Origin of the sequence: Micromonospora sp. DT47 (assembly GCF_049844475.1) — a bacterium.
Classification (GTDB): Bacteria; Actinomycetota; Actinomycetes; order Mycobacteriales; family Micromonosporaceae; genus Micromonospora.
Genome location: NZ_JBNCLC010000023.1, coordinates 1 through 16690 on the forward strand (window position 1 = coordinate 1; position 16690 = coordinate 16690).

At 72.8% G+C, this 16690-nt stretch carries 21 protein-coding genes and 1 pseudogene; 15 read left to right on the top strand and 7 right to left on the bottom strand.

The window, feature by feature from the left end:
* A pseudogene (locus ACLQ2U_RS26145) lies at positions 1–235 on the bottom strand (RNA-guided endonuclease TnpB family protein); the annotation flags it as partial.
* On the opposite strand from ACLQ2U_RS26145, the gene ACLQ2U_RS26150 reads away from it, so the two are divergent.
* Positions 189–353, top strand: coding sequence for a transposase (locus tag ACLQ2U_RS26150; protein WP_425753661.1), 165 nt, complete (start codon positions 189–191; stop codon positions 351–353). The pseudogene ACLQ2U_RS26145 and the gene ACLQ2U_RS26150 sit on opposite strands and share 47 nt — an antisense overlap.
* A 211-nt stretch (positions 354–564) precedes the next feature.
* Here ACLQ2U_RS26150 and ACLQ2U_RS26155 read toward each other — a convergent pair whose 3' ends face one another.
* The 3 genes from ACLQ2U_RS26155 to ACLQ2U_RS26165 all read right to left on the bottom strand — a co-directional run bounded on the left by ACLQ2U_RS26155 (position 565) and on the right by ACLQ2U_RS26165 (position 2552).
* A complete protein-coding gene (locus tag ACLQ2U_RS26155) occupies positions 565–1431 on the bottom strand; it encodes an SPFH domain-containing protein (RefSeq protein WP_425753569.1) in 867 nt (288 codons plus the stop codon).
* 103 nt (positions 1432–1534) lie between these two features.
* The gene (locus ACLQ2U_RS26160) at positions 1535–1987 is read right to left on the bottom strand and encodes an adenylate kinase family protein (RefSeq protein WP_425753662.1); all 453 of its coding nucleotides are present in this window, start codon (positions 1985–1987) and stop codon (positions 1535–1537) included.
* Between the two features lie 49 nt (positions 1988–2036).
* Positions 2037–2552: a MarR family winged helix-turn-helix transcriptional regulator gene (locus ACLQ2U_RS26165; protein WP_425753571.1), complete on the bottom strand. Its 516-nt coding sequence runs from the start codon at positions 2550–2552 to the stop codon at positions 2037–2039.
* 48 nt (positions 2553–2600) lie between these two features.
* Between ACLQ2U_RS26165 and pip the strand changes: the two genes are divergently transcribed.
* The 5 genes from pip (at position 2601) to ACLQ2U_RS26190 (ending at position 6374) form a co-directional block, all read left to right on the top strand.
* Complete coding sequence (gene pip, locus ACLQ2U_RS26170; RefSeq protein WP_425753573.1) at positions 2601–3575, top strand: prolyl aminopeptidase; 975 nt, start codon at positions 2601–2603, stop codon at positions 3573–3575.
* Positions 3576–3845: 270 nt separating this feature from the next.
* Positions 3846–4490, top strand: a complete 645-nt coding sequence (locus tag ACLQ2U_RS26175) for a flavin reductase family protein (RefSeq protein WP_425753575.1) — start codon at positions 3846–3848, stop codon at positions 4488–4490.
* 269 nt (positions 4491–4759) lie between these two features.
* Entirely contained in the window at positions 4760–4933 is a 174-nt protein-coding gene (locus ACLQ2U_RS26180) for a hypothetical protein (RefSeq protein ID WP_425753577.1), read from the top strand.
* A gap of 146 nt (positions 4934–5079) precedes the next feature.
* Positions 5080–6213, top strand: a complete 1134-nt coding sequence (locus ACLQ2U_RS26185) for a peptidoglycan recognition protein family protein (protein ID WP_425753578.1) — start codon at positions 5080–5082, stop codon at positions 6211–6213.
* A gap of 38 nt (positions 6214–6251) precedes the next feature.
* Entirely contained in the window at positions 6252–6374 is a 123-nt protein-coding gene (locus ACLQ2U_RS26190; RefSeq protein ID WP_425753580.1) for a hypothetical protein, read from the top strand.
* 53 nt (positions 6375–6427) lie between these two features.
* On the opposite strand, the gene ACLQ2U_RS26195 is transcribed toward ACLQ2U_RS26190, so the two are convergent.
* Complete coding sequence (locus tag ACLQ2U_RS26195) at positions 6428–6790, bottom strand: hypothetical protein (RefSeq protein WP_425753581.1); 363 nt, start codon at positions 6788–6790, stop codon at positions 6428–6430.
* A gap of 170 nt (positions 6791–6960) precedes the next feature.
* Between ACLQ2U_RS26195 and ACLQ2U_RS26200 the strand changes: the two genes are divergently transcribed.
* The 3 genes from ACLQ2U_RS26200 (at position 6961) to ACLQ2U_RS26210 (ending at position 9177) form a co-directional block, all read left to right on the top strand.
* Positions 6961–7086 carry a hypothetical protein gene (locus ACLQ2U_RS26200; RefSeq protein ID WP_425753582.1) on the top strand — a complete coding sequence of 42 codons (126 nt, stop codon included), beginning with the start codon at positions 6961–6963 and terminating at the stop codon, positions 7084–7086.
* A gap of 63 nt (positions 7087–7149) precedes the next feature.
* Positions 7150–7563, top strand: coding sequence for a VOC family protein (locus ACLQ2U_RS26205; protein ID WP_425753583.1), 414 nt, complete (start codon positions 7150–7152; stop codon positions 7561–7563).
* Between the two features lie 39 nt (positions 7564–7602).
* Complete coding sequence (locus tag ACLQ2U_RS26210; RefSeq protein WP_425753584.1) at positions 7603–9177, top strand: glutamate synthase-related protein; 1575 nt, start codon at positions 7603–7605, stop codon at positions 9175–9177.
* 25 nt (positions 9178–9202) lie between these two features.
* Here the strand turns inward: ACLQ2U_RS26210 and ACLQ2U_RS26215 are convergent, their stop codons facing one another.
* Positions 9203–10510 (bottom strand): FUSC family protein, encoded by a 1308-nt coding sequence (locus tag ACLQ2U_RS26215; RefSeq protein WP_425753585.1) that lies wholly within the window; start codon positions 10508–10510, stop codon positions 9203–9205.
* Between the two features lie 113 nt (positions 10511–10623).
* On the opposite strand from ACLQ2U_RS26215, the gene ACLQ2U_RS26220 reads away from it, so the two are divergent.
* From ACLQ2U_RS26220 to ACLQ2U_RS26240, 5 genes are all read left to right on the top strand, one after another.
* Complete coding sequence (locus ACLQ2U_RS26220) at positions 10624–11061, top strand: SRPBCC family protein (RefSeq protein ID WP_425753586.1); 438 nt, start codon at positions 10624–10626, stop codon at positions 11059–11061.
* Between the two features lie 72 nt (positions 11062–11133).
* Positions 11134–12321 carry a DNA polymerase IV gene (dinB, locus tag ACLQ2U_RS26225; protein WP_425753587.1) on the top strand — a complete coding sequence of 396 codons (1188 nt, stop codon included), beginning with the start codon at positions 11134–11136 and terminating at the stop codon, positions 12319–12321.
* Between the two features lie 58 nt (positions 12322–12379).
* Entirely contained in the window at positions 12380–12742 is a 363-nt protein-coding gene (locus tag ACLQ2U_RS26230) for a hypothetical protein (RefSeq protein ID WP_425753588.1), read from the top strand.
* 11 nt (positions 12743–12753) lie between these two features.
* Positions 12754–13218 (top strand): DUF2809 domain-containing protein, encoded by a 465-nt coding sequence (locus ACLQ2U_RS26235; RefSeq protein WP_425753589.1) that lies wholly within the window; start codon positions 12754–12756, stop codon positions 13216–13218.
* A 96-nt stretch (positions 13219–13314) separates the two neighbouring features.
* Positions 13315–14103 carry an enoyl-CoA hydratase/isomerase family protein gene (locus tag ACLQ2U_RS26240; protein ID WP_425753590.1) on the top strand — a complete coding sequence of 263 codons (789 nt, stop codon included), beginning with the start codon at positions 13315–13317 and terminating at the stop codon, positions 14101–14103.
* Between the two features lie 14 nt (positions 14104–14117).
* Here the strand turns inward: ACLQ2U_RS26240 and ACLQ2U_RS26245 are convergent, their stop codons facing one another.
* Positions 14118–14453: a TcmI family type II polyketide cyclase gene (locus ACLQ2U_RS26245; RefSeq protein ID WP_425753591.1), complete on the bottom strand. Its 336-nt coding sequence runs from the start codon at positions 14451–14453 to the stop codon at positions 14118–14120.
* Positions 14454–14626: 173 nt separating this feature from the next.
* Between ACLQ2U_RS26245 and ACLQ2U_RS26250 the strand changes: the two genes are divergently transcribed.
* Positions 14627–16591: a YncE family protein gene (locus ACLQ2U_RS26250; protein ID WP_425753592.1), complete on the top strand. Its 1965-nt coding sequence runs from the start codon at positions 14627–14629 to the stop codon at positions 16589–16591.
* Positions 16592–16690: the final 99 nt, after the last annotated feature.

Below are 16690 nucleotides of genomic sequence, written 5' to 3' on the forward strand. Positions count from 1 at the left end.
GCAGCGGTTCGTCGGCGGTGGCCACCACGAACGAGGCGAAGTACCGTCCCGCCGCATCCCGGATGACCGTGACCGAGCTGGGCGCCGCCGGCAGGCGCCTGGACCAGCGCACCGCCACGTCCCCGACCTTCGGCAGGCGGAGCCGGCCGTTGTCGAGCACCCTGAACCGGGCGTTCACGGTGAACCGGATGGCCTGCCGGTTGTCCCTGCGGCACCGGAACCGGGGCGGAGCCACCTTGCGGCCCTTGCGCTCGCCGCTGATGTGGTCAGCCTCCTACTTCGCCGGGTCCGTCGGCGGCGCACCATTGACCGTCCTGCGCCAGTACATCGAGCAGCAGAATCAGCCGGGTTAGAGCACCCTCGGGCCCAGCCGGCCCTCCCGCGCGGGCCTTCACCCCCGCCCCGAACGGCGAAGCCCCGGCCCGCATCCCGGTAGCGGACCTCGGTCGCCTCCTGGGTCGGCGCCGGCGAGAGGATGTTGACGGTGGCCGTCCCGGTGGTGCTGCCGACGCCGCCGCGTCCGGTCGTCCGCCGTACCCGATGATTCTCGGTCGGCGACCGGCGCTACCGGTGCCCCTCCCGGGGGTGGCCGTCCCCGCTCGGCACCACGGGCGAGCCGGTCATCGACTCCAGGTCGGGCCGGGCGGACCCGGCCTCCCGGGCGGGCCGGGTGAAATCGCTGAAGAAGCGCAGCAGCTCCACCGGGATCGGCATGACCAGGGTGCTGTTCTTCTCTGCCGCGACTTCCACCACCGTCTGCAGCAACCGCAGCTGGTACGCCCCCGGCGTGTTCGCCATCGCCTGGGAGGCGTCGGCGAGCCGGCGGGACGCCTGGAACTCGCCGTCGGCGGCGATCACCCGGGCTCGGCGTTCCCGCTCCGCCTCGGCCTGGCGGGACATCGAGCGCTTCATCCCCTCGGGCAGCGACACGTCCTTCACCTCGACCCGTTCGATGAGCAGCCCCCACGGCTTCTCCGTCGGGGCGTCGATGACCGACTTCAGTTCCGCGTTGATCCGGTCCCGGTCGCCGAGCAGCGTGTCCAGGTCGGCCTTGCCGATCACCGAGCGCAGCGCGGTCTGCGCGACCTGGAGCACCGCGGAGGGGTAGTCCCGCACGTTGACCAGCACCTTCACCGGGTCGACCACCCGGTAGTAGACGACCGCGTCGACGGTGAGCGTGACGTTGTCGCGGGTGATCGCGCCCTGCGCGGGTACCCCGATCACGGTGGTCTGCATGCTGACCCGGACCATCCGGTCGGCGATCGGCACGATCAGGTGCAGACCGGGCTGGCGGACGCGCTCCAGCACCCGCCCGAAGCGGAACACGATCCCCCGCTGGTACTGCTGCACCATCCGTACGCTCAGCGACAGCAGCACCGCCACGACCGCGACGATGATGACCAGGCCGACGAATCCGGCGGCGGCTCCCATGACCCCTCGATCCCGGAGGCGCCCGCCTCCGGCGCGGCGCATACCCGCTCCGCCGGCCGGCACTCCTGCGACGTCGATCAGGTAGGCCATCCACTTGTCGGCATCATAGAAACTTTCTTCGTCGCCGGCGGCAGGGTCGCGTCGACCGACACCAGCGTGCCCAGTGCCCGGTAGTGGCCGAGGACGAACCCCACCGCCGGCCGGTAGGACGCCAGGCCCGCGATGACCCGCTCGGGGTCGTCGTCGTACCGCTGGAACAGCTCCCACCGCAGCGGTCGCAGACGGCGGGGCGCGCCGGTGGGGTGAACTCGGTGCGCCAGATCCTGCCACAGCCGCGGCAGGTACGGCGGCCGGAGAGGCGGCGCACGACCTCGGCGTCGGGCAGCACCAGGTCGATCACCCGGTCGACGGGTGTGCCGAGCTCGGCGGGCAGGGAGTCGAACGACGCCGCCGGGCCCATCCGCCCCTGGAAGCCGGCGAGGACGAAGCCGGCTGCGACGTCCGGCCGGGTGAGGCGGCCACGGATCATCGCCTGGAACACCGGTTCCGGCAGGATGTCGCCGGCTCCACCGGCGTGGCCGGCCTCGTCGGCTGACCGGCGCCGGTCAGTCCGGCGCCCGGTCCCGGTCGGGGTGGTGGGCGGTGAGCTGCGGGGCCACGTCGGCGATGCGTTGGCGCATCGGGCGCCGGCGCAGGGCGTCGAGCGCCTCGTCGACGAGCCGGCTCAGCGGGTACGACAGCTCCGCCTCGAACCGGGCGGCGGCCGCCGTCGTGGCGGACCATTCGGCGTCCAGGACGGGCAGCAGCGACTCGGCTCTTTCGGTGAGGTGGACGATGCGCTGCCGGGCGTCGGCGCCCGGAGCGAGGGTGACGAGCTGGTCGCGGGTCAGCTGCGCGACGGTCTGGCTGGCGGCGGAGTGGGTCACCCCGGTGGCCGCGGCGAGGTCGCGGATCGAGGCGGGGCCGGTGCGCGCCAGGACCCGGATGACCGGCGTGTACCGGGGCCGGAAACCTGGCAGGCCCAGGTCGGCGTAGAGGGCGGCGACGTCGCCGTCGAGCAGCTCCAGCAGGTGGCGGAGGCGGGTGCCGAGGAGCTCGGGGCCGGGGGCGCGGTCGGACATGTGGAGTAATGTAACAGCGCTGTTGCATCCGTCTGGGGAGGTCCGCACGTGGACGAGCTGTATCCGCCGATCGAGCCGTACGACCACGGGATGCTCGACGTGGGCGACGGCAACGCCGTGTACTGGGAGGTCTGCGGCAACCCGGACGGCAAGCCGGCGCTCGTCGTGCACGGCGGGCCGGGTTCGGGGTGCGGCACCCGGGCCCGCCAACTCTTCGACCCCGAGCGCTACCGGGTGGTCCTGTTCGACCAGCGCAACTGCGGGCGCAGCACGCCGCACGCCAGCGACCCGGGCACCGACCTGCGGCACAACACCACCCCGCACCTGATCGCCGACATGGAACGGCTGCGCGCGCACCTCGGCGTCGACCGCTGGCTGCTCTACGGCGGATCGTGGGGCTCCACCCTGATCCTGGCGTACGCCGAACGGCACCCCGAACGGGTCTCCGAGATCGTCATCGCCGCGGTCACCAGCACCCGCCGGTCGGAGATCGACTGGCTCTACCGGGGGGTGGGCCGGTTCTTCCCCGAGCAGTGGGACCGCTTCCTCGCCGGCGCCCCGGGCACGCCCCGCGACGGCGACGTCGTCGGCGCGTACGCCCGGCTGGTGGAGGACCCCGACCCGGCGGTGCGGGAGCGGGCCACCACCGACTGGTGCGCCTGGGAGGACGCGGTGGTCTCCGGGGAGGGCGCCGGCAACCCGTACGGCGACCGCCCGTCGGACGCCCGTACGGCCATGGTCCGGATCTGCGCGCGCTACTTCGCCAACGGCGCCTGGCTGGAGGAAGGGCAACTGCTGCGCGACGCGGACCGGCTGGCCGGCATCCCCGCCGTGCTGATCCACGGCCGGCTCGACCTGGGCAGCCCGCTCGCCACCGCCTGGGAGCTGCACCAGGTGTGGAAGGACGCGGAGCTGATCGTCATCGAGGACGCCGGACACTTCGGCACGACCGCGACGCGCCAGCACGTGCTGCGCGCCCTGGACCGGTTCGCCGGCGGCCGACCGCGACGTCCGGAGCGGTAACTGCGGGGGCCCGGTCACGGCGGTCCGCAGCGCTCTGTTCGGCAACCGGCGGCAGACCGCTGGCGGGCTGTGAGCGTCGGACCACCTCGGGCACGTCGCGGTGCTCGGGCTGGGCTGACCCGCAGGGGTGCCGGCGCGGTCGGGTGGCGTCCGGGGAGGAGCGCGACGTCCGATCGCCGCCAGCGACGGTCGCCGCCGTCGCGGAGAGTCGAGAGCGGCCCGCGCACCAGGCGCGGCGGTGGCAGCTCGACCCTCGCGAAAGGCGGGACCATGCACGTCGTCCCCGGACTCAAGGTGCTCTACTTCGGGACCCCGGTGGTGCTGATCAGCTCACGCAACGCCGACGGCACCGCCAACCTCGCCCCCATGTCGTCGGCCTGGTGGCTGGGCCGGTCGGCGATGCTCGGCCTGGGCGACAGCGGCCAGACGACGGCGAACCTGCGGCGCGAGGGCGAGTGCGTGCTCAACCTGCCCTCCTCGGCGATGGTCGACGCGGTGGATCGGATCGCGCTGACCACCGGCCGGTCACCGGTGCCCGCCCACAAGGCGGAGCAGGGCTACCGGTACGAGCCGGACAAGTTCGCGCTCGCCGGGCTGACCGCCCAGCCGTCGGACCTGGTCGCGCCGCCCCGGGTGGCGCAGTGCCCGATCCAGCTGGAGTGCCGGGTGGCGGCCGCGCACCCGTTCGGCCAGCCGGACGCGCACGCCACCGCGTTCGAGGTGGAGGTGCTGCGCGCGCACGTCGAGGAGGAGCTGGTGATCCCGGGTACGTCGTACGTGGACCCGCTGAGCTGGGATCCGCTGATCATGAAGTTCTGCGAGTTCTTCGGCGGTGGACGCAACGTGCACCCGTCCCGGCTGGCCGAGGGCTGGCGGATGCCGCACCCGGGGCTGAGTGTGGCGCCGGCCTCCTAACCTGGTCGTCGCGACGCGATCCGGGCCCGGCGAGCGGCCCCGGAGCCTGATGCCGGTCGGCCATCACCGCCGGCCGTCCGGCCCGGTCTTCGGCTTCGCCGGAATCGTGCTGCTGATGAGCTGCCTGCCGGTGGCGCCGGGGTGCCGATCCGGCTCGCCTCGCACGAGCTCGCCCGGCGCACCGGCGTGCTTCCCATGCTGGCCCTGGTCCTCGTTCTGGTCTGGGCGGGTGCACGTACCGGCGGTGGCGGGAGTGGACGCGGCGCCGGGTGCTGCACGCCCACGTCGCCGGGGTGGTGCCGCCGTGGACGGTCATCGGCGACGAGCTGTACACGGTGGTCACCGGCCGGCTCCCGCTGAGCCCGGAACGGGTGGCGCGGCGGGTCGAGGAGCTGCTGCGGATCGTCGACCTGCTGGGACTGGACGGCCGCTCCTCCCGGTGACGGCGCGACCCCGGTCGACCGAAAGGATCGACGCCGACCTCTAGCGCTCGGGCCACTCATGGCAATATCCTCCACCTCACGCGCGCCTTCTGGAGCTCATTTTCATCACCCCCTGATCCGCCGCCGGACCCCGCCGAGGAGATGCCATGCACGTCGACCACCCTGAACTCGACCGTCGTACCCTGCTGCGGGCCGGTCTGGGCGCGGCCACCGTCGCGGTCGTCGGGTCCGAACTGGCCTTCCCGGCCGCCGCGCAGGCCGACCCCGGCGCGGACCTGGACTGGATCATCAGCTGCGACGAGTGGGGCGCCCGCCCGCCGAAGGACCCGCTGTCGATCAGCGCCATCCCGACCAACAAGATCATCGTGCACCATATGGCGTTCCCGAACGTCACCGACTACTCCGAGGCACAGGCGATCAAGCTCGCCCGGGACTGCCAGAACCTGCACATCGACGGCAACGGCTGGTCCGACACCGGCCAGCACTTCACCATCAGCCGCGGCGGCTACGTCCTGGAGGGACGGCACGGCAGCCTGGAGCGGCTCCAGGCCGGCGACCGGCAGATGATCTCCGCGCACTGCCCGGGCGAGAACGGCCGGTCGATCGGCATCGAGAACGAGGGCACCTACGTCACCGAGACGCCGCCGGAGGAGCTGCTCGACTCGCTGGTCAGGCTCTGCGTCACCATCTGCCGGCAGTACGGCCTGCACGCCCACGACATCTTCGGCCACTGGGACTTCCGCACCACCCTGTGCCCCGGCGCGGAATTTTACCGCCTCTTCCCGGCCGTCCGCCGGCGAGTGTTCCGCGAACTCGGCACCGACCTGGCCGACGTGCCGGCCCGTCGCTGGCCGGACCTGTGGCGCTTCGTCGGCTCCCCCGCCGTCCGCGTCGCCCAGTACCTGCTCGCCTACCGGGGCTACGCCGTCACGCCGAACAGCGCCTTCGACCCCGCCACCGTGGCGGCGGTGCAGGACTGGCAGCTGCGCAACGGCATCCCGGTCGACATCGACGCCACCATCACCGGCCCGACCTGGGAGACCCTCGCGCCGGAGCTGGACAAGGACGCCAGCGGCCTTCCGGTGCGGGCGGTGCAGTTCATCCTGAACTGGAAGGGCTACGCCGACGTCCTCGAGACCGGCGAGTACGACCACGCCACGATGAAGGCCGTCCAGGACATCCAGCGGCTGCACGGGCTGCCGGTCAACGGCAAGGTGTCCACCAGCACCTGGTGCGCGCTGGTCGGCGGCGTGGTCCGCCAGTCGTTCCGCCGGCACTGACCTCCCGGCTACCGGTGGGGGGTGGCGAAACCGCCGCGATGGAGGATCTGCTGGTCAGCGTCGCGGACAAGGTCTCGAAGGGCAGGCGGGTGGTGGACCTGGAGCAGCTCGCCGCCGACGCCGACCGCCGGCTCGCCTTCCAGGCCAGCCCCCCGGTGTAGGAGGCGGCCGAGCTGCCCGGGGTGGGAAGGAGTCGGGCGAGCGGATTGCGAGGTCACCCGTCCCGGCGGTAGGTGAGGGCGAAGTCCAGGTCCCACTCGTGGCCGTCCGTTGACCGCTCCCACCGCCCGTCGACGGTCGCGCCGTCGGCGCTGAGCGTGCCGACGAAGCGCTGGTGGAAGCCGGGGGCCGCCCGCCACATCCGCCACTGACCGTCGGCGAACGTCATCCGGTACACGCGGTGCACGCCCCGCGCGTCGGCGTAGAGCATGGTGAAGTCGTCGGCGCTGTCGTCGAGCCCGATCAGGGCGGTGACCGGGAACGGCGCGTTGTCCCGCCGACCCTGCGGCGTTTCGGGCGGCAGTTCGGCGTCGGAGAACTGGCGCAGGAACAGCCCGTCCTCCGTACCCCCATCCATCGGCGATGGTCCACGCTACCGTGGGCTCACCGGCGCGCTCATCGCCGCCTCGTCCGCTCCCCGCCGACGGCCGAGGCGCTGCGCACCTTCTGGGCCGACCGGTACGACCGCTGTGCCGTCGTCGTCCGCCGGGGGAGGTCCCCGCCGGCACCCACGCGCGGGCGCTGCTGGTGGCGGCGACCGCGCCGGTCTACCACGAACTCCTGCTGCTGCGGAGTGCGCCGAGGGCGGTGGCGGAGCGGGCGGCCCGGGCGGCGGCCGCCGCAGCCCGCGCCGGAGCCTTCACCGGCGTGTGAAGCCCCGGCGGGCGCCCGATCGGTGCGACGATGACCCCCGGTCACCAACTCAGGGAGGACACAATGGCATCGCAGCTCAACCCGTACCTCAACTTCGCTGGCAACGCGCGCGAGGCGATGGAGTTCTACCACCAGGTGTTCGGCGGCGACCTGTCCCTGACCACGTTCCGCGAGTTCGGCACCGAGGACCCCGCGATCGCCGACCAGATCATGCACGGCATGCTCCGCACCACCAGCGGCTACGTGCTGATGGCCTCGGACATGCCGCCGGGCATGGAGCTGCGGCGGGGCAACGGCAACACGATCAGCCTCAGCGGCAACGACGCCGACGAACTGCGCGGCTACTGGGAGAAGCTCTCCGAGGGCGGCATCGTGTCGATGCCGCTGGAGAAGCAGATGTGGGGCGACGAGTTCGGCCAGTGCGAGGACCGGTTCGGCGTCCCGTGGATGGTCGACATCACCCCGGCGCAGATGTAGACCGTTTGACGGACGGCCGCGCCGGAAAGTGTGGCGGGCATGAAATGGGCCAGTCGAGCAATACCCGTCGTCGCCGCCGCCCTCGCGGGCCTGGCCGCCCGCGACGTCCTCCAGCGCGACCACGCGCTGCTGCGCAACTTCCCGGTGATCGGGCGGGCCCGCTACCTGCTGGAGGCGATCGGGCCGGAGCTGCGGCAGTACATCGTGGCCGGCAACGACGAGGAGCGGCCGTTCACCCGCGACCAGCGGCGCTGGATCTACGCCTCGGCGAAGCAGGAGAACAACTACTTCGGCTTCGGCACGGACAACGACATCGAGTACACCCCCGGCTACCCGATCATCAAGCACCGCACGTTCGCGCGGACGGTGCCGCCGTCGTCGCCGACGGCCGGGCACGACGTACGGCTGCCGGCGGCGAAGGTGCTCGGCGGGGCCCGGAGGCGCGCGCGGGCGTTCCGGCCGGAGTCGATCGTCAACATCTCCGGGATGAGCTTCGGCTCGCTGTCGGGCAACGCGATCACCGCGCTGAACAAGGGCGCGGCGCTGGCCGGCTGCCTGCAGAACACCGGCGAGGGCGGGCTGTCGCCGTACCACCGCAACGGCGGCGACCTGGTGTTGCAGATCGGCACCGCGTACTTCGGGTGCCGGGACGACCGCGGCCGGTTCGACCTCCGCAGGCTCAAGGACCTGGTGGCCGGCGCGCCGGTGCGCGCGCTGGAGGTGAAACTCAGCCAGGGCGCGAAGCCCAGCCTCGGCGGGCTGCTGCCCGGGGCGAAGGTGTCGGCGGAGATCGCCGCGACCCGCGGCGTCCCGCAGGGGAAGGACTGTGTCAGCCCGTCCCGGCACGCCGAGTTCTCCGACTGCGACAGCCTGCTGGACTGGGTGGAGCTGCTCGCCGCCGAGACCGGCCTGCCGGTGGGCATCAAGTCCGCCGTCGGCGACCTGGGTTTCTGGGACGAGCTGACCACGCTGATGCGCGACACCGGCCGGGGCGTGGACTTCGTGACCGTCGACGGCGGCGAGGGCGGCACCGGCGCCGCCCCGCTGATCTTCACCGACTCGGTGTCGCTGCCGTTCCAACAGGGCTTCGCCCGGGTCTACCGGACCTTCGCCGAGAAGGACCTGCACGAGAACACGGTCTTCGTCGGGGCCGGCAAGCTGGGCCTGCCGGACAACGCGATCGTGGCGCTCGCGCTCGGCTGCGACATGGTCAACGTGGGCCGGGAGGCGATGCTGGCGATCGGCTGCATCCATGCGCAGAAGTGCCACACCGACACCTGCCCCACCGGGGTGGCCACCCAGAACCCGTGGCTCGCCCGCGGCCTCGACCCGACGCTGAAGTCGGTGCGGGCCGCCAACTACATCCGGACGCTGCGGCGGGACCTGGTGAAGGTCGCCGAGGCGTGCGGCGTCGAACACCCCGGGCTGATCGACACCGACGCGGTGGAGATCCTGGACGGCCGCACCGCCTCCACTCCCCTGCGCGACGTCTACGGCTACCAGCCCGACTGGGGCCTGCCGTCGGCTGCCGACCGGGCCGGGATCGTCCGGCTGATGGCCGGTGAGGCGCCGCACGGCGGCAGCGCTCCGCCGTCGCCCACCGCGCAGGGCTGAGCCGGCCGGCGCCCCTCGCCTGAGGTCATCGCGACGGCGGCGAAGACGTCCGGACGGGCCGGTGGCTGCGGGCCCGCCGGTAGTGCCGGCGGGCCCGGGCCACGCTGGCGGGCCGGGCCCTGCGCGGCAGGTGGCCCCGGACGGGTGGGCGCACGCTGGCCTCGCCGGCTCCGGCGGCGCGCCGCACCATCCGGTTGGCGTCGTCCGGTTCGCACCCGGTCGCGCGGAGCAGTTCGCTGTCCGCCGTCCGCAGGTCAGTGATGACCGCGTCGCCGAAGGACCGCACGCCCTCGGCCCACGCCCGGCCCGCCAGCTCGGCGCTCTCCAGTACCCACTGCCGGGTCCGCTGCGGGTCGTCGACGGCCTGGCCCTCGCGGCGCAGCTCGGCGACGGCGTCGGCCAGCCGGGCGATGGCCTGCGGAAGCTGCGCCGGGATCGGCTCGCCGTACTGGAGCGCGGTCACCGACCGGCGGGCCACGGACCGGGCGTACAGGATGACCCGCTCGAGGTGTTCGGCGCCGCGGGCGTACCGGTGGTACTGCGCCCGCCGGTGCCAGCGCGCCGGGGCGATGGTGACCACCTCCTCGGCGCCGCTGAGCGCCTCGTGCAGCCGCCCGACGTCGGCGTCCAGCCCGCGCAGCCGGTCCAGGGCCCGCAGCGCCGCGTCGGCGTCGCGGGCGGACAGGGCCCGCGCCACCTCGTGCAGCTGCTCGGTCAGAGTGGCGAAGATCGGCGCCGCCGCCCGGTCCAGCACCCGGAACGGGTTGATCGGCAGCAGCAGGGCCACCACCAGGATGCCGACCGCGCCGCCGACCAGCGCGTCGAAGATCCGGGGCAGTTCCAGGCCCGGTTGCATGGGCGCGAGGGTGGAGATCAGGACGGCGGTACCGCCCGCCTGACCGACCAGGGCCCCTCCCCGGCCGGCGACCGCCAGCGCCGTCGCGATCGCCAGGGCGACGACCGCCCCAGTCTGCCAGGGACCGGAGCCGAGCACGAAGCGCAGGACGTCCCCGATGATGATGCCGAGTCCCACCCCGACGAGCAGTTCGAGGGTGCGGCGGGCCCGCTGGCCGATGGCGGTGGCGATCGTACCGACGGCGGCGGCCGGGGCGAAGACGTGCGCACCGGGGCCGAGCACGCCTTGGGCGAGCAGGGCGGCGAGCGCGGCGGCCAGTCCGGCCTGCACGGCGACCACCGCGGTGACCTCCCACTGGCGCAGCCGGACCCGGCCGGCGCGCCAGCCCTCACGCCGTACCCGCTCCACCGCCCGGCCACCGCGGTCGGCGACCTCGTCCAGCGGCGACCGGACGGTGTCGGTGCGCTGCTCGGCCATGGCGACAGTTACCCGGCCGGGGCCGGGTGAATCGTCCTCACCCCGGGGTACCGCCGCCGGAGCCGCGAGCAGAATGATGGCGTGCGGATTCGAGGAGCGACGGGAGTGCCACCGTGGCCGTGGACGTGGTGACCGAGGTCGTGATCGACCGGCCGGTCGCCGAGGTGGCCGGGTACGCGGGCGACCCCGGCAACGCCCCGGCCTGGTACCTGAACATCGAGTCGGTCGAGTGGCTGACGCCCCCGCCGCTGCGGGTCGGCTCCCGGGCGGCCTTCGTCGCGCACTTCCTCGGCCGGCGGCTGGCGTACACGTACGAGATCGTCGAGCTGGTCCCCGGTGAGCGGCTGGTGATGCGGACGGCGCAGGGGCCGTTCCCGATGGAGACCACCTACCGCTGGCAACCGGAGGGCGAGGGGCATACCCGGATGACCCTGCGCAACCGGGGCGAACCCAGCGGGTTCGCGGCGGTGGCCGCGCCGGTGCTGGCGGCGGCGATGCGCCGGGCGAATCGGAAGGACCTGGCCATGCTCAAGCAGCTGCTGGAGGCCTGACCGCGAGGCGAGACCGGACGGCGTCAGGGCAGGTCAGTGCGGCGTCGGCGCCGGCCATGCGAACATATGTTCGTGTCTAACGACGCCAGCATCCTGCACGCCGACCTGGACGCGTTCTACGCGTCGGTCGAGCAGCGGGACGATCCCCGACTGCGCGGCCGGCCGGTGATCGTGGGTGGCGGGGTGGTGCTCGCGTGCAGCTACGAGGCGAAGGCCTACGGCGTGCGCAGCGCGATGGGCGGACGACAGGCCCGACGGCTCTGCCCGGACGCGCTGGTCGTGCCGCCGAGGATGGCGGCCTACACGGCGGCCAGCCGGGCGGTGTTCGACATCTTCCGGCGGACCACGCCGATGGTCGAGGGCCTCTCCATCGACGAGGCGTTCCTCGACGTGGCCGGCCTGCGCCGGCTGGTCGGGCCGCCGCTGGACATCGCCGCGGCGCTGCGCTGCGAGGTCCGCGACGCGGTCGGCCTGCCGATCACCGTCGGGGTGGCCCGGACGAAGTTCCTGGCGAAGGTGGCCAGCGGGGTGGCCAAGCCCGACGGGCTGCTGCTCGTGCCGCCGGACGGCGAGCTGGCGTTCCTGCACCCCCTGCCGGTGGAGCGGCTCTGGGGCGTCGGGCCGGTCACCGCGGCGAAGCTGCGGGACCGGGGCATCCGTACCGTCGGGCAGGTCGCCCGGCTCGGCGAGGCGACCCTGGTTTCCCTGCTCGGGGCCGGCGCCGGCCGGCACCTGCACGGGCTGGCGCACAACCGCGACCCCCGGCCGGTGCAGGTCGGTCGGCGCCGCTCGTCGATGGGCGCGCAGCACGCGCTCGGCCGCGAGCCCCGCTCGGCTGCCGACCTCGACGCGACCCTGTCCGGCCTCGTCGACCGGGTGGCCCGCCGGATGCGGGCGGCCGACCGCTCCGGTCGCACGGTGGTGCTGCGGCTGCGCTTCGCCGACTACACCCGGGCCACCCGCTCGCACACCCTGCGCAAGGCCACGGCGCAGACCGGCGCCCTGCTGGACGCGGCCCGGGCGCTGCTGCGCGCGGCGCTGCCGGAGGTCGACCAGCGTGGCATCACCCTGATCGGCGTGTCGGTCGGCAACCTCGACGACGCGCCCGTCCAGCCGGAACTGCCGTTCACCCCCGACCCCGGCGCCGAGCTCGACGCGGCCGTCGACGCGGTCCGGGACCGGTTCGGGTCGGCGGCGCTGACCCGGGCCACGCTGCTCGGCCGCGATCCCGGGCTGGAGATGCCGCGCCTGCCCGACTGACGGGCTTTCCCGCGCCCCCACGGTCGGGCATGCTGGATCGATGGGAGAGGTGCTACCGATGCCCAGCTTCGGTGACCTGTTCACCGACACCAGGGGCGACGACCGGACGATGCGGGTCAGCTACCACCCGGAGCGCGGGGCGGTGGTGCTGTCCCTGTGGAACGGCACCACCTGCCGGGGCTCCTTCCGGATGGCGGTCGACGACGTGCCCACGCTGCGGACCCTGTTGGCCGAGATCGAGACGTCGGCCGCGCCGACCGCCGCGCTGCCGACCGTCCTGACCGCTGGCGGGCCGGGTGCAGCGGCCGCCGTCGCGGGCCCGGCCGTGCCGCCGGCGCCGGCCGTCGACGAGACCGGTGACATCTCGGGTACGGCCCACCGCGGCGCGTTCCCGATCCTCCCGGCACCCCGGGTCGCCTAGCCATCGCCGGAATGTCGATCACCCCGAGGACGGTGCGCCTGCTCATGCCGGTGGCGGCGGCGCTCTTCCTGGCCCTCGCGCTGCTCATCCGCGTCGTCGACGACGGGGCGCTGCGGCAGTACTCGGGCACAGCGCTGTACGCGTCGATGGTGTGGGCCGGGGTGCTGTTCCTGTGGCCCCGGATGGCGCCGGTGCCGACCGGCGCGATCGCCATCGTGTTCTGCTGGCTGGTGGAGTGCGGGCAGCTGACCGGGGTCCCGGCGGAGCTGTCGGCGCGGAGCCTGGTGGCACGGCTGGCGCTGGGCGTGCAGTTCGACCCGGTGGATCTGGCCTGGTACCCGATCGGCGTGGTTCCCCTGGTGGTGCTGCACCGGCTGTTGCGCGCCCGGATCCGCGCCGTCCCCGAACCGCGAAGCACCGCCGTCGGGCGACCGAAGGCCCTCTCCGGTGACGACACGCCCTCGGCTCATTCCTGATCGGACACCTCAACGGGGAGAACGGCACCGGCAACGTCCGTTCCCGGATGAGTGGGACGTGCGGCAGCCGCTCGTCGCCCCGGCTACGCTGCGCCGGTGACCCAACCGCCTGCCCTGACGCGCCTGGAGGTCGACCCCTCGGGGCTGGCCGTGCTGACCGTCGACGCCGGACAGCTCAACCTCTACACCCTCGGCCTGCACGAGCAGATCGACGCGGCGCTCGACCGGCTGCCGGACGACACCCGCGCCCTGCTGATCCGGTTCGACGGCAGGGTGGTCAGCGCAGGCGTGGACGTCACCCTGTTCGACGCACAGCAGTCACCCGAGCAGGCGAAGGTGCTCTTCGACCGGATGCTGGCCCTGCCGGAGCGGATCGCCGCCCTGGAGTTCCCCACTGTCTTCGCCGCCCACGCGCTCTGCCTGACCTGGGCGTTCGAGGTGGCCGTGGCCTGCGACATCATCCTGGCCGCGCAGCGGGCCAGCTTCGGTCTGGTGGAGAAGGTGGTCGGGCTGACCCCCACCATGGGCGGCACCCAACGGCTGGCCGCGCGGGCCGGGGTGGGCCGGGCCAAGGAGTTCGTGATGACCGGCGAACGCTATCCGGCCTCGGTGCTGGAACGGTGGAACGTGGTGAACCGGGTCCTGCCCGACGACGGTTTCGACGAGGCGGCGCGGGCCTTCACCGCGCAGCTCGCCGCCGGCCCGACCCGCGCCCACGCCGCCACGAAGAACGTGCTCGACCACTTCGCGGCCGGCGGCGTGCCCGAGGCCGACCGGCACGTCACGACGATCGCCGCCGAGCTCTACCGCACCGAAGACCTCCGGAACGCCGTGCGCTCGTTCCTCGACGACGGCCCGGGCAGGGCCACGTTCACCGGACGCTGACCGGCGGCGACGCCCTACGCCGGCAGCGGCCCGGCGTCGGACTCGGCGAAGATGCGCGCCACGTTGGGCTCGGCGCCCGGCTTGATCCGTCCGATGATCACCGTCAGCGTCGTGACGGCGGGTTCCTTTCCGTCCGGGACCCAGCGGTAGAACTCCCTGGCCACGGAGTCCGACGGGTTCTTCCAGTACCTCGGGTATGGCGTCACGTACGGGGCGATGGCCTCGGCGATCTTCTGGAATGCGGGCAGCCCGCGGGTCTGGCCCGACGCCTTGGGGTCCTGCTCGCGCTCGATGACGTGGATGTAGAGGTCGTGTGTGGCAGAGGAGGACGTTGCGGCGTCACCTGGCATGGGAGTGCCGAGGCGGCGAAGGTGACCGGAAGTTCCAGCAGGCCGCGGAACGACGACGCCGCCGCCACGCACTTTCCAGATCAGACGAAGCAGCTGGTGTTCCTTGACGGTCCCGAAGCACCGCGATTAAGGTCCAGACCGTAATCTGGCCCAATGGACGGACGGAGACAACGATGCCCCTGAATCGTCGATCATTCCTGGTGGGCGGTTGCCTCACCGGCGCGGCATTGGCAGTCGGCGCGGGCAGCGCCCCGGCGTACGCCGGGAGCGGCAGGGACGACACCCTCACCCCCACCAGTTTCGGCCCGGCATCGCTGACCGCCGCGGTACGCGGGGCCGCCGTGATCGGGGACAGCGTCTTCATCACGTCACGCTTCAACACGCCCGAGTCGAAGATGCGGCTGGGCGAGTTCGACGTCAACACCGGCGAGATGCGATCCATCGACGACCTGACCATCCCGAGCAACGGTGGCCAGAAGCTCGCCGCCGACGGCCGGTACGTCTACATCGGCCCGGCCGGCAGCGCCCACATCTACCGGTTCGACCCACAGACCGGGGAACTGATCGCCTGGGCGCGGGCCGGCGGCAGCACCACCTGGTACTACGACATGGTCGTACACGGCGAGCACCTCTACATCGGCACGTACCCGGACTGCACGGTCAAGCGGATCCGGCTCTCCGACGCCACGATCCAGACGTACGGCCGGATCTCCACCTCGCAGTACGCGGCGGCCGTCACGGTCGACGACGAGTACGTCTACGGCGGTTCGGCGGCCCCCGGCACCCTGCTGAGGTGGCCGAAGGAGGGCGGCGCCGCGACCAACCTCACGGCATACCTCAGCTCCTCACCCGTCGGCATCCTGGACATGACGGTCTCCGGCGGTGTCCTCTACGTCGCCAGCGGCAAGCAGCTGATCTCCTTCAACCGGGACGGGTCCGGGCGGGTCTCCCGGGACATCCCCGCCGAGGACCGCTACATCGACCAGGTGACGGTGGGCGGCGACGGCAAGGTCTACGCGCTGACCCGGCTCACCACCAACCTCTACGAGGTCACCGCCGACGGCCTCAGCAAGGTCGGCCAGCCGCTGGCCGACGTGGAGAACCAGCTGCTCGCCCCGCTGCCCGGCGGGGACCTGCTCGGGGTCAGCGGCCTGGGGCACGTCTGGAAGGCGACGCCGGGCGGCGCCGCCACCGTCTGGCAGACGGCGTCCCGGGGCTTCGGCTACCCGGAGACCATCCAGTCGATGATGCGGCACACCCGGAACACGGTCTGGGTGGGCGGCCACTACGCGATGACGGTGCACCGACCGGAGGCCGGCACGAGCACCCGGTTCGACATCAACGGCGAGGTCAAGGCGATGGCCGAGGGAAAGGCAGGCACGGTCTACGCCGGCCTCTACCCGAGCGCGCAGATCGTGTCGGTCGACCCGGACAGCTTCGAGATCACCGGGCTCGGGCTGCTCGGCAACGAACAGCTGCGCACCAAGCGGATCCATGTCGACCAGCCGCGCAACCAGCTGTTGGTGGCGTCCAGCCCGCAGACCACCAAGCACACCGGCGCGCTGACCTTCATCGACCTGGCCACGAACAGCTTCGACACGCACCGGGAGTTCCTGCCCGAGCAGAGCGTGATGGACGTGGTGGTGCAGGGCACCACGGCGTACCTCGTCGGTGACACCTACGGCGAGGGCACCGGCGGCCCGATCCGCAAGAGCGCGCAGGTGGCAGCGGTCGACATCGTCACCCGCAAGCTGCTGTGGCGCGAGGACATCAAGCCCGACTGGCTGTCGTACGAGAGCGTGTACGTGGTGGGAAACCTGCTCTACGCGATGGGCCGGCGTCCGCGTGGCGCCTGGTTCGCCTACGACCTGATCAGCCGGACCATCGTGATGGAGGGCGACCTCGGCGGGTACGGCCAGTTCAACGGCGTCGACGGCCGGGTCTTCTCCTGGGTGCACTGGACCAACGACATCTCCGAGCTGCCCACCGTCCCGGGCGGCGAGGTCAGCACGCTGTACGACAACGTGCCGCGCGGCTGGTACAACAACCCGTCCTTCAACTTCACCCCCGACGGCAGGGCCACCTGGGGCATGCTCGGCAACGACCTGGCCCGGTTCCCGCTGCCCAAGGCCGACTGACCGCAGCAGGCCACGACGCGAGGGCCACCTCCCGGTTCGGGAGGCGGCCCTCGGCGTGTCCGTGTCCGGCGTCCGGACCGGCGCGGCGGACCGGGTGGT

Coding starts and splice junctions, on each gene's coding strand:
- ACLQ2U_RS26245 (WP_425753591.1), bottom strand. CDS start 14,453: ATGCCAGGTGACGCCGCAACGTCCTCCTCTGCCACACACGACCTCTAC.
- ACLQ2U_RS26190 (WP_425753580.1), top strand. CDS start 6,252: ATGGAGGATCTGCTGGTCAGCGTCGCGGACAAGGTCTCGAAGGGCAGG.
- ACLQ2U_RS26150 (WP_425753661.1), top strand. CDS start 189: ATGGCCTGCCGGTTGTCCCTGCGGCACCGGAACCGGGGCGGAGCCACC.
- ACLQ2U_RS26185 (WP_425753578.1), top strand. CDS start 5,080: ATGCACGTCGACCACCCTGAACTCGACCGTCGTACCCTGCTGCGGGCC.
- ACLQ2U_RS26155 (WP_425753569.1), bottom strand. CDS start 1,431: ATGGGAGCCGCCGCCGGATTCGTCGGCCTGGTCATCATCGTCGCGGTC.
- ACLQ2U_RS26210 (WP_425753584.1), top strand. CDS start 7,603: ATGAAATGGGCCAGTCGAGCAATACCCGTCGTCGCCGCCGCCCTCGCG.
- ACLQ2U_RS26230 (WP_425753588.1), top strand. CDS start 12,380: ATGCCCAGCTTCGGTGACCTGTTCACCGACACCAGGGGCGACGACCGG.
- ACLQ2U_RS26205 (WP_425753583.1), top strand. CDS start 7,150: ATGGCATCGCAGCTCAACCCGTACCTCAACTTCGCTGGCAACGCGCGC.
- ACLQ2U_RS26195 (WP_425753581.1), bottom strand. CDS start 6,790: ATGGATGGGGGTACGGAGGACGGGCTGTTCCTGCGCCAGTTCTCCGAC.
- ACLQ2U_RS26215 (WP_425753585.1), bottom strand. CDS start 10,510: ATGGCCGAGCAGCGCACCGACACCGTCCGGTCGCCGCTGGACGAGGTC.
- ACLQ2U_RS26175 (WP_425753575.1), top strand. CDS start 3,846: ATGCACGTCGTCCCCGGACTCAAGGTGCTCTACTTCGGGACCCCGGTG.
- ACLQ2U_RS26250 (WP_425753592.1), top strand. CDS start 14,627: ATGCCCCTGAATCGTCGATCATTCCTGGTGGGCGGTTGCCTCACCGGC.
- ACLQ2U_RS26165 (WP_425753571.1), bottom strand. CDS start 2,552: ATGTCCGACCGCGCCCCCGGCCCCGAGCTCCTCGGCACCCGCCTCCGC.
- ACLQ2U_RS26235 (WP_425753589.1), top strand. CDS start 12,754: ATGTCGATCACCCCGAGGACGGTGCGCCTGCTCATGCCGGTGGCGGCG.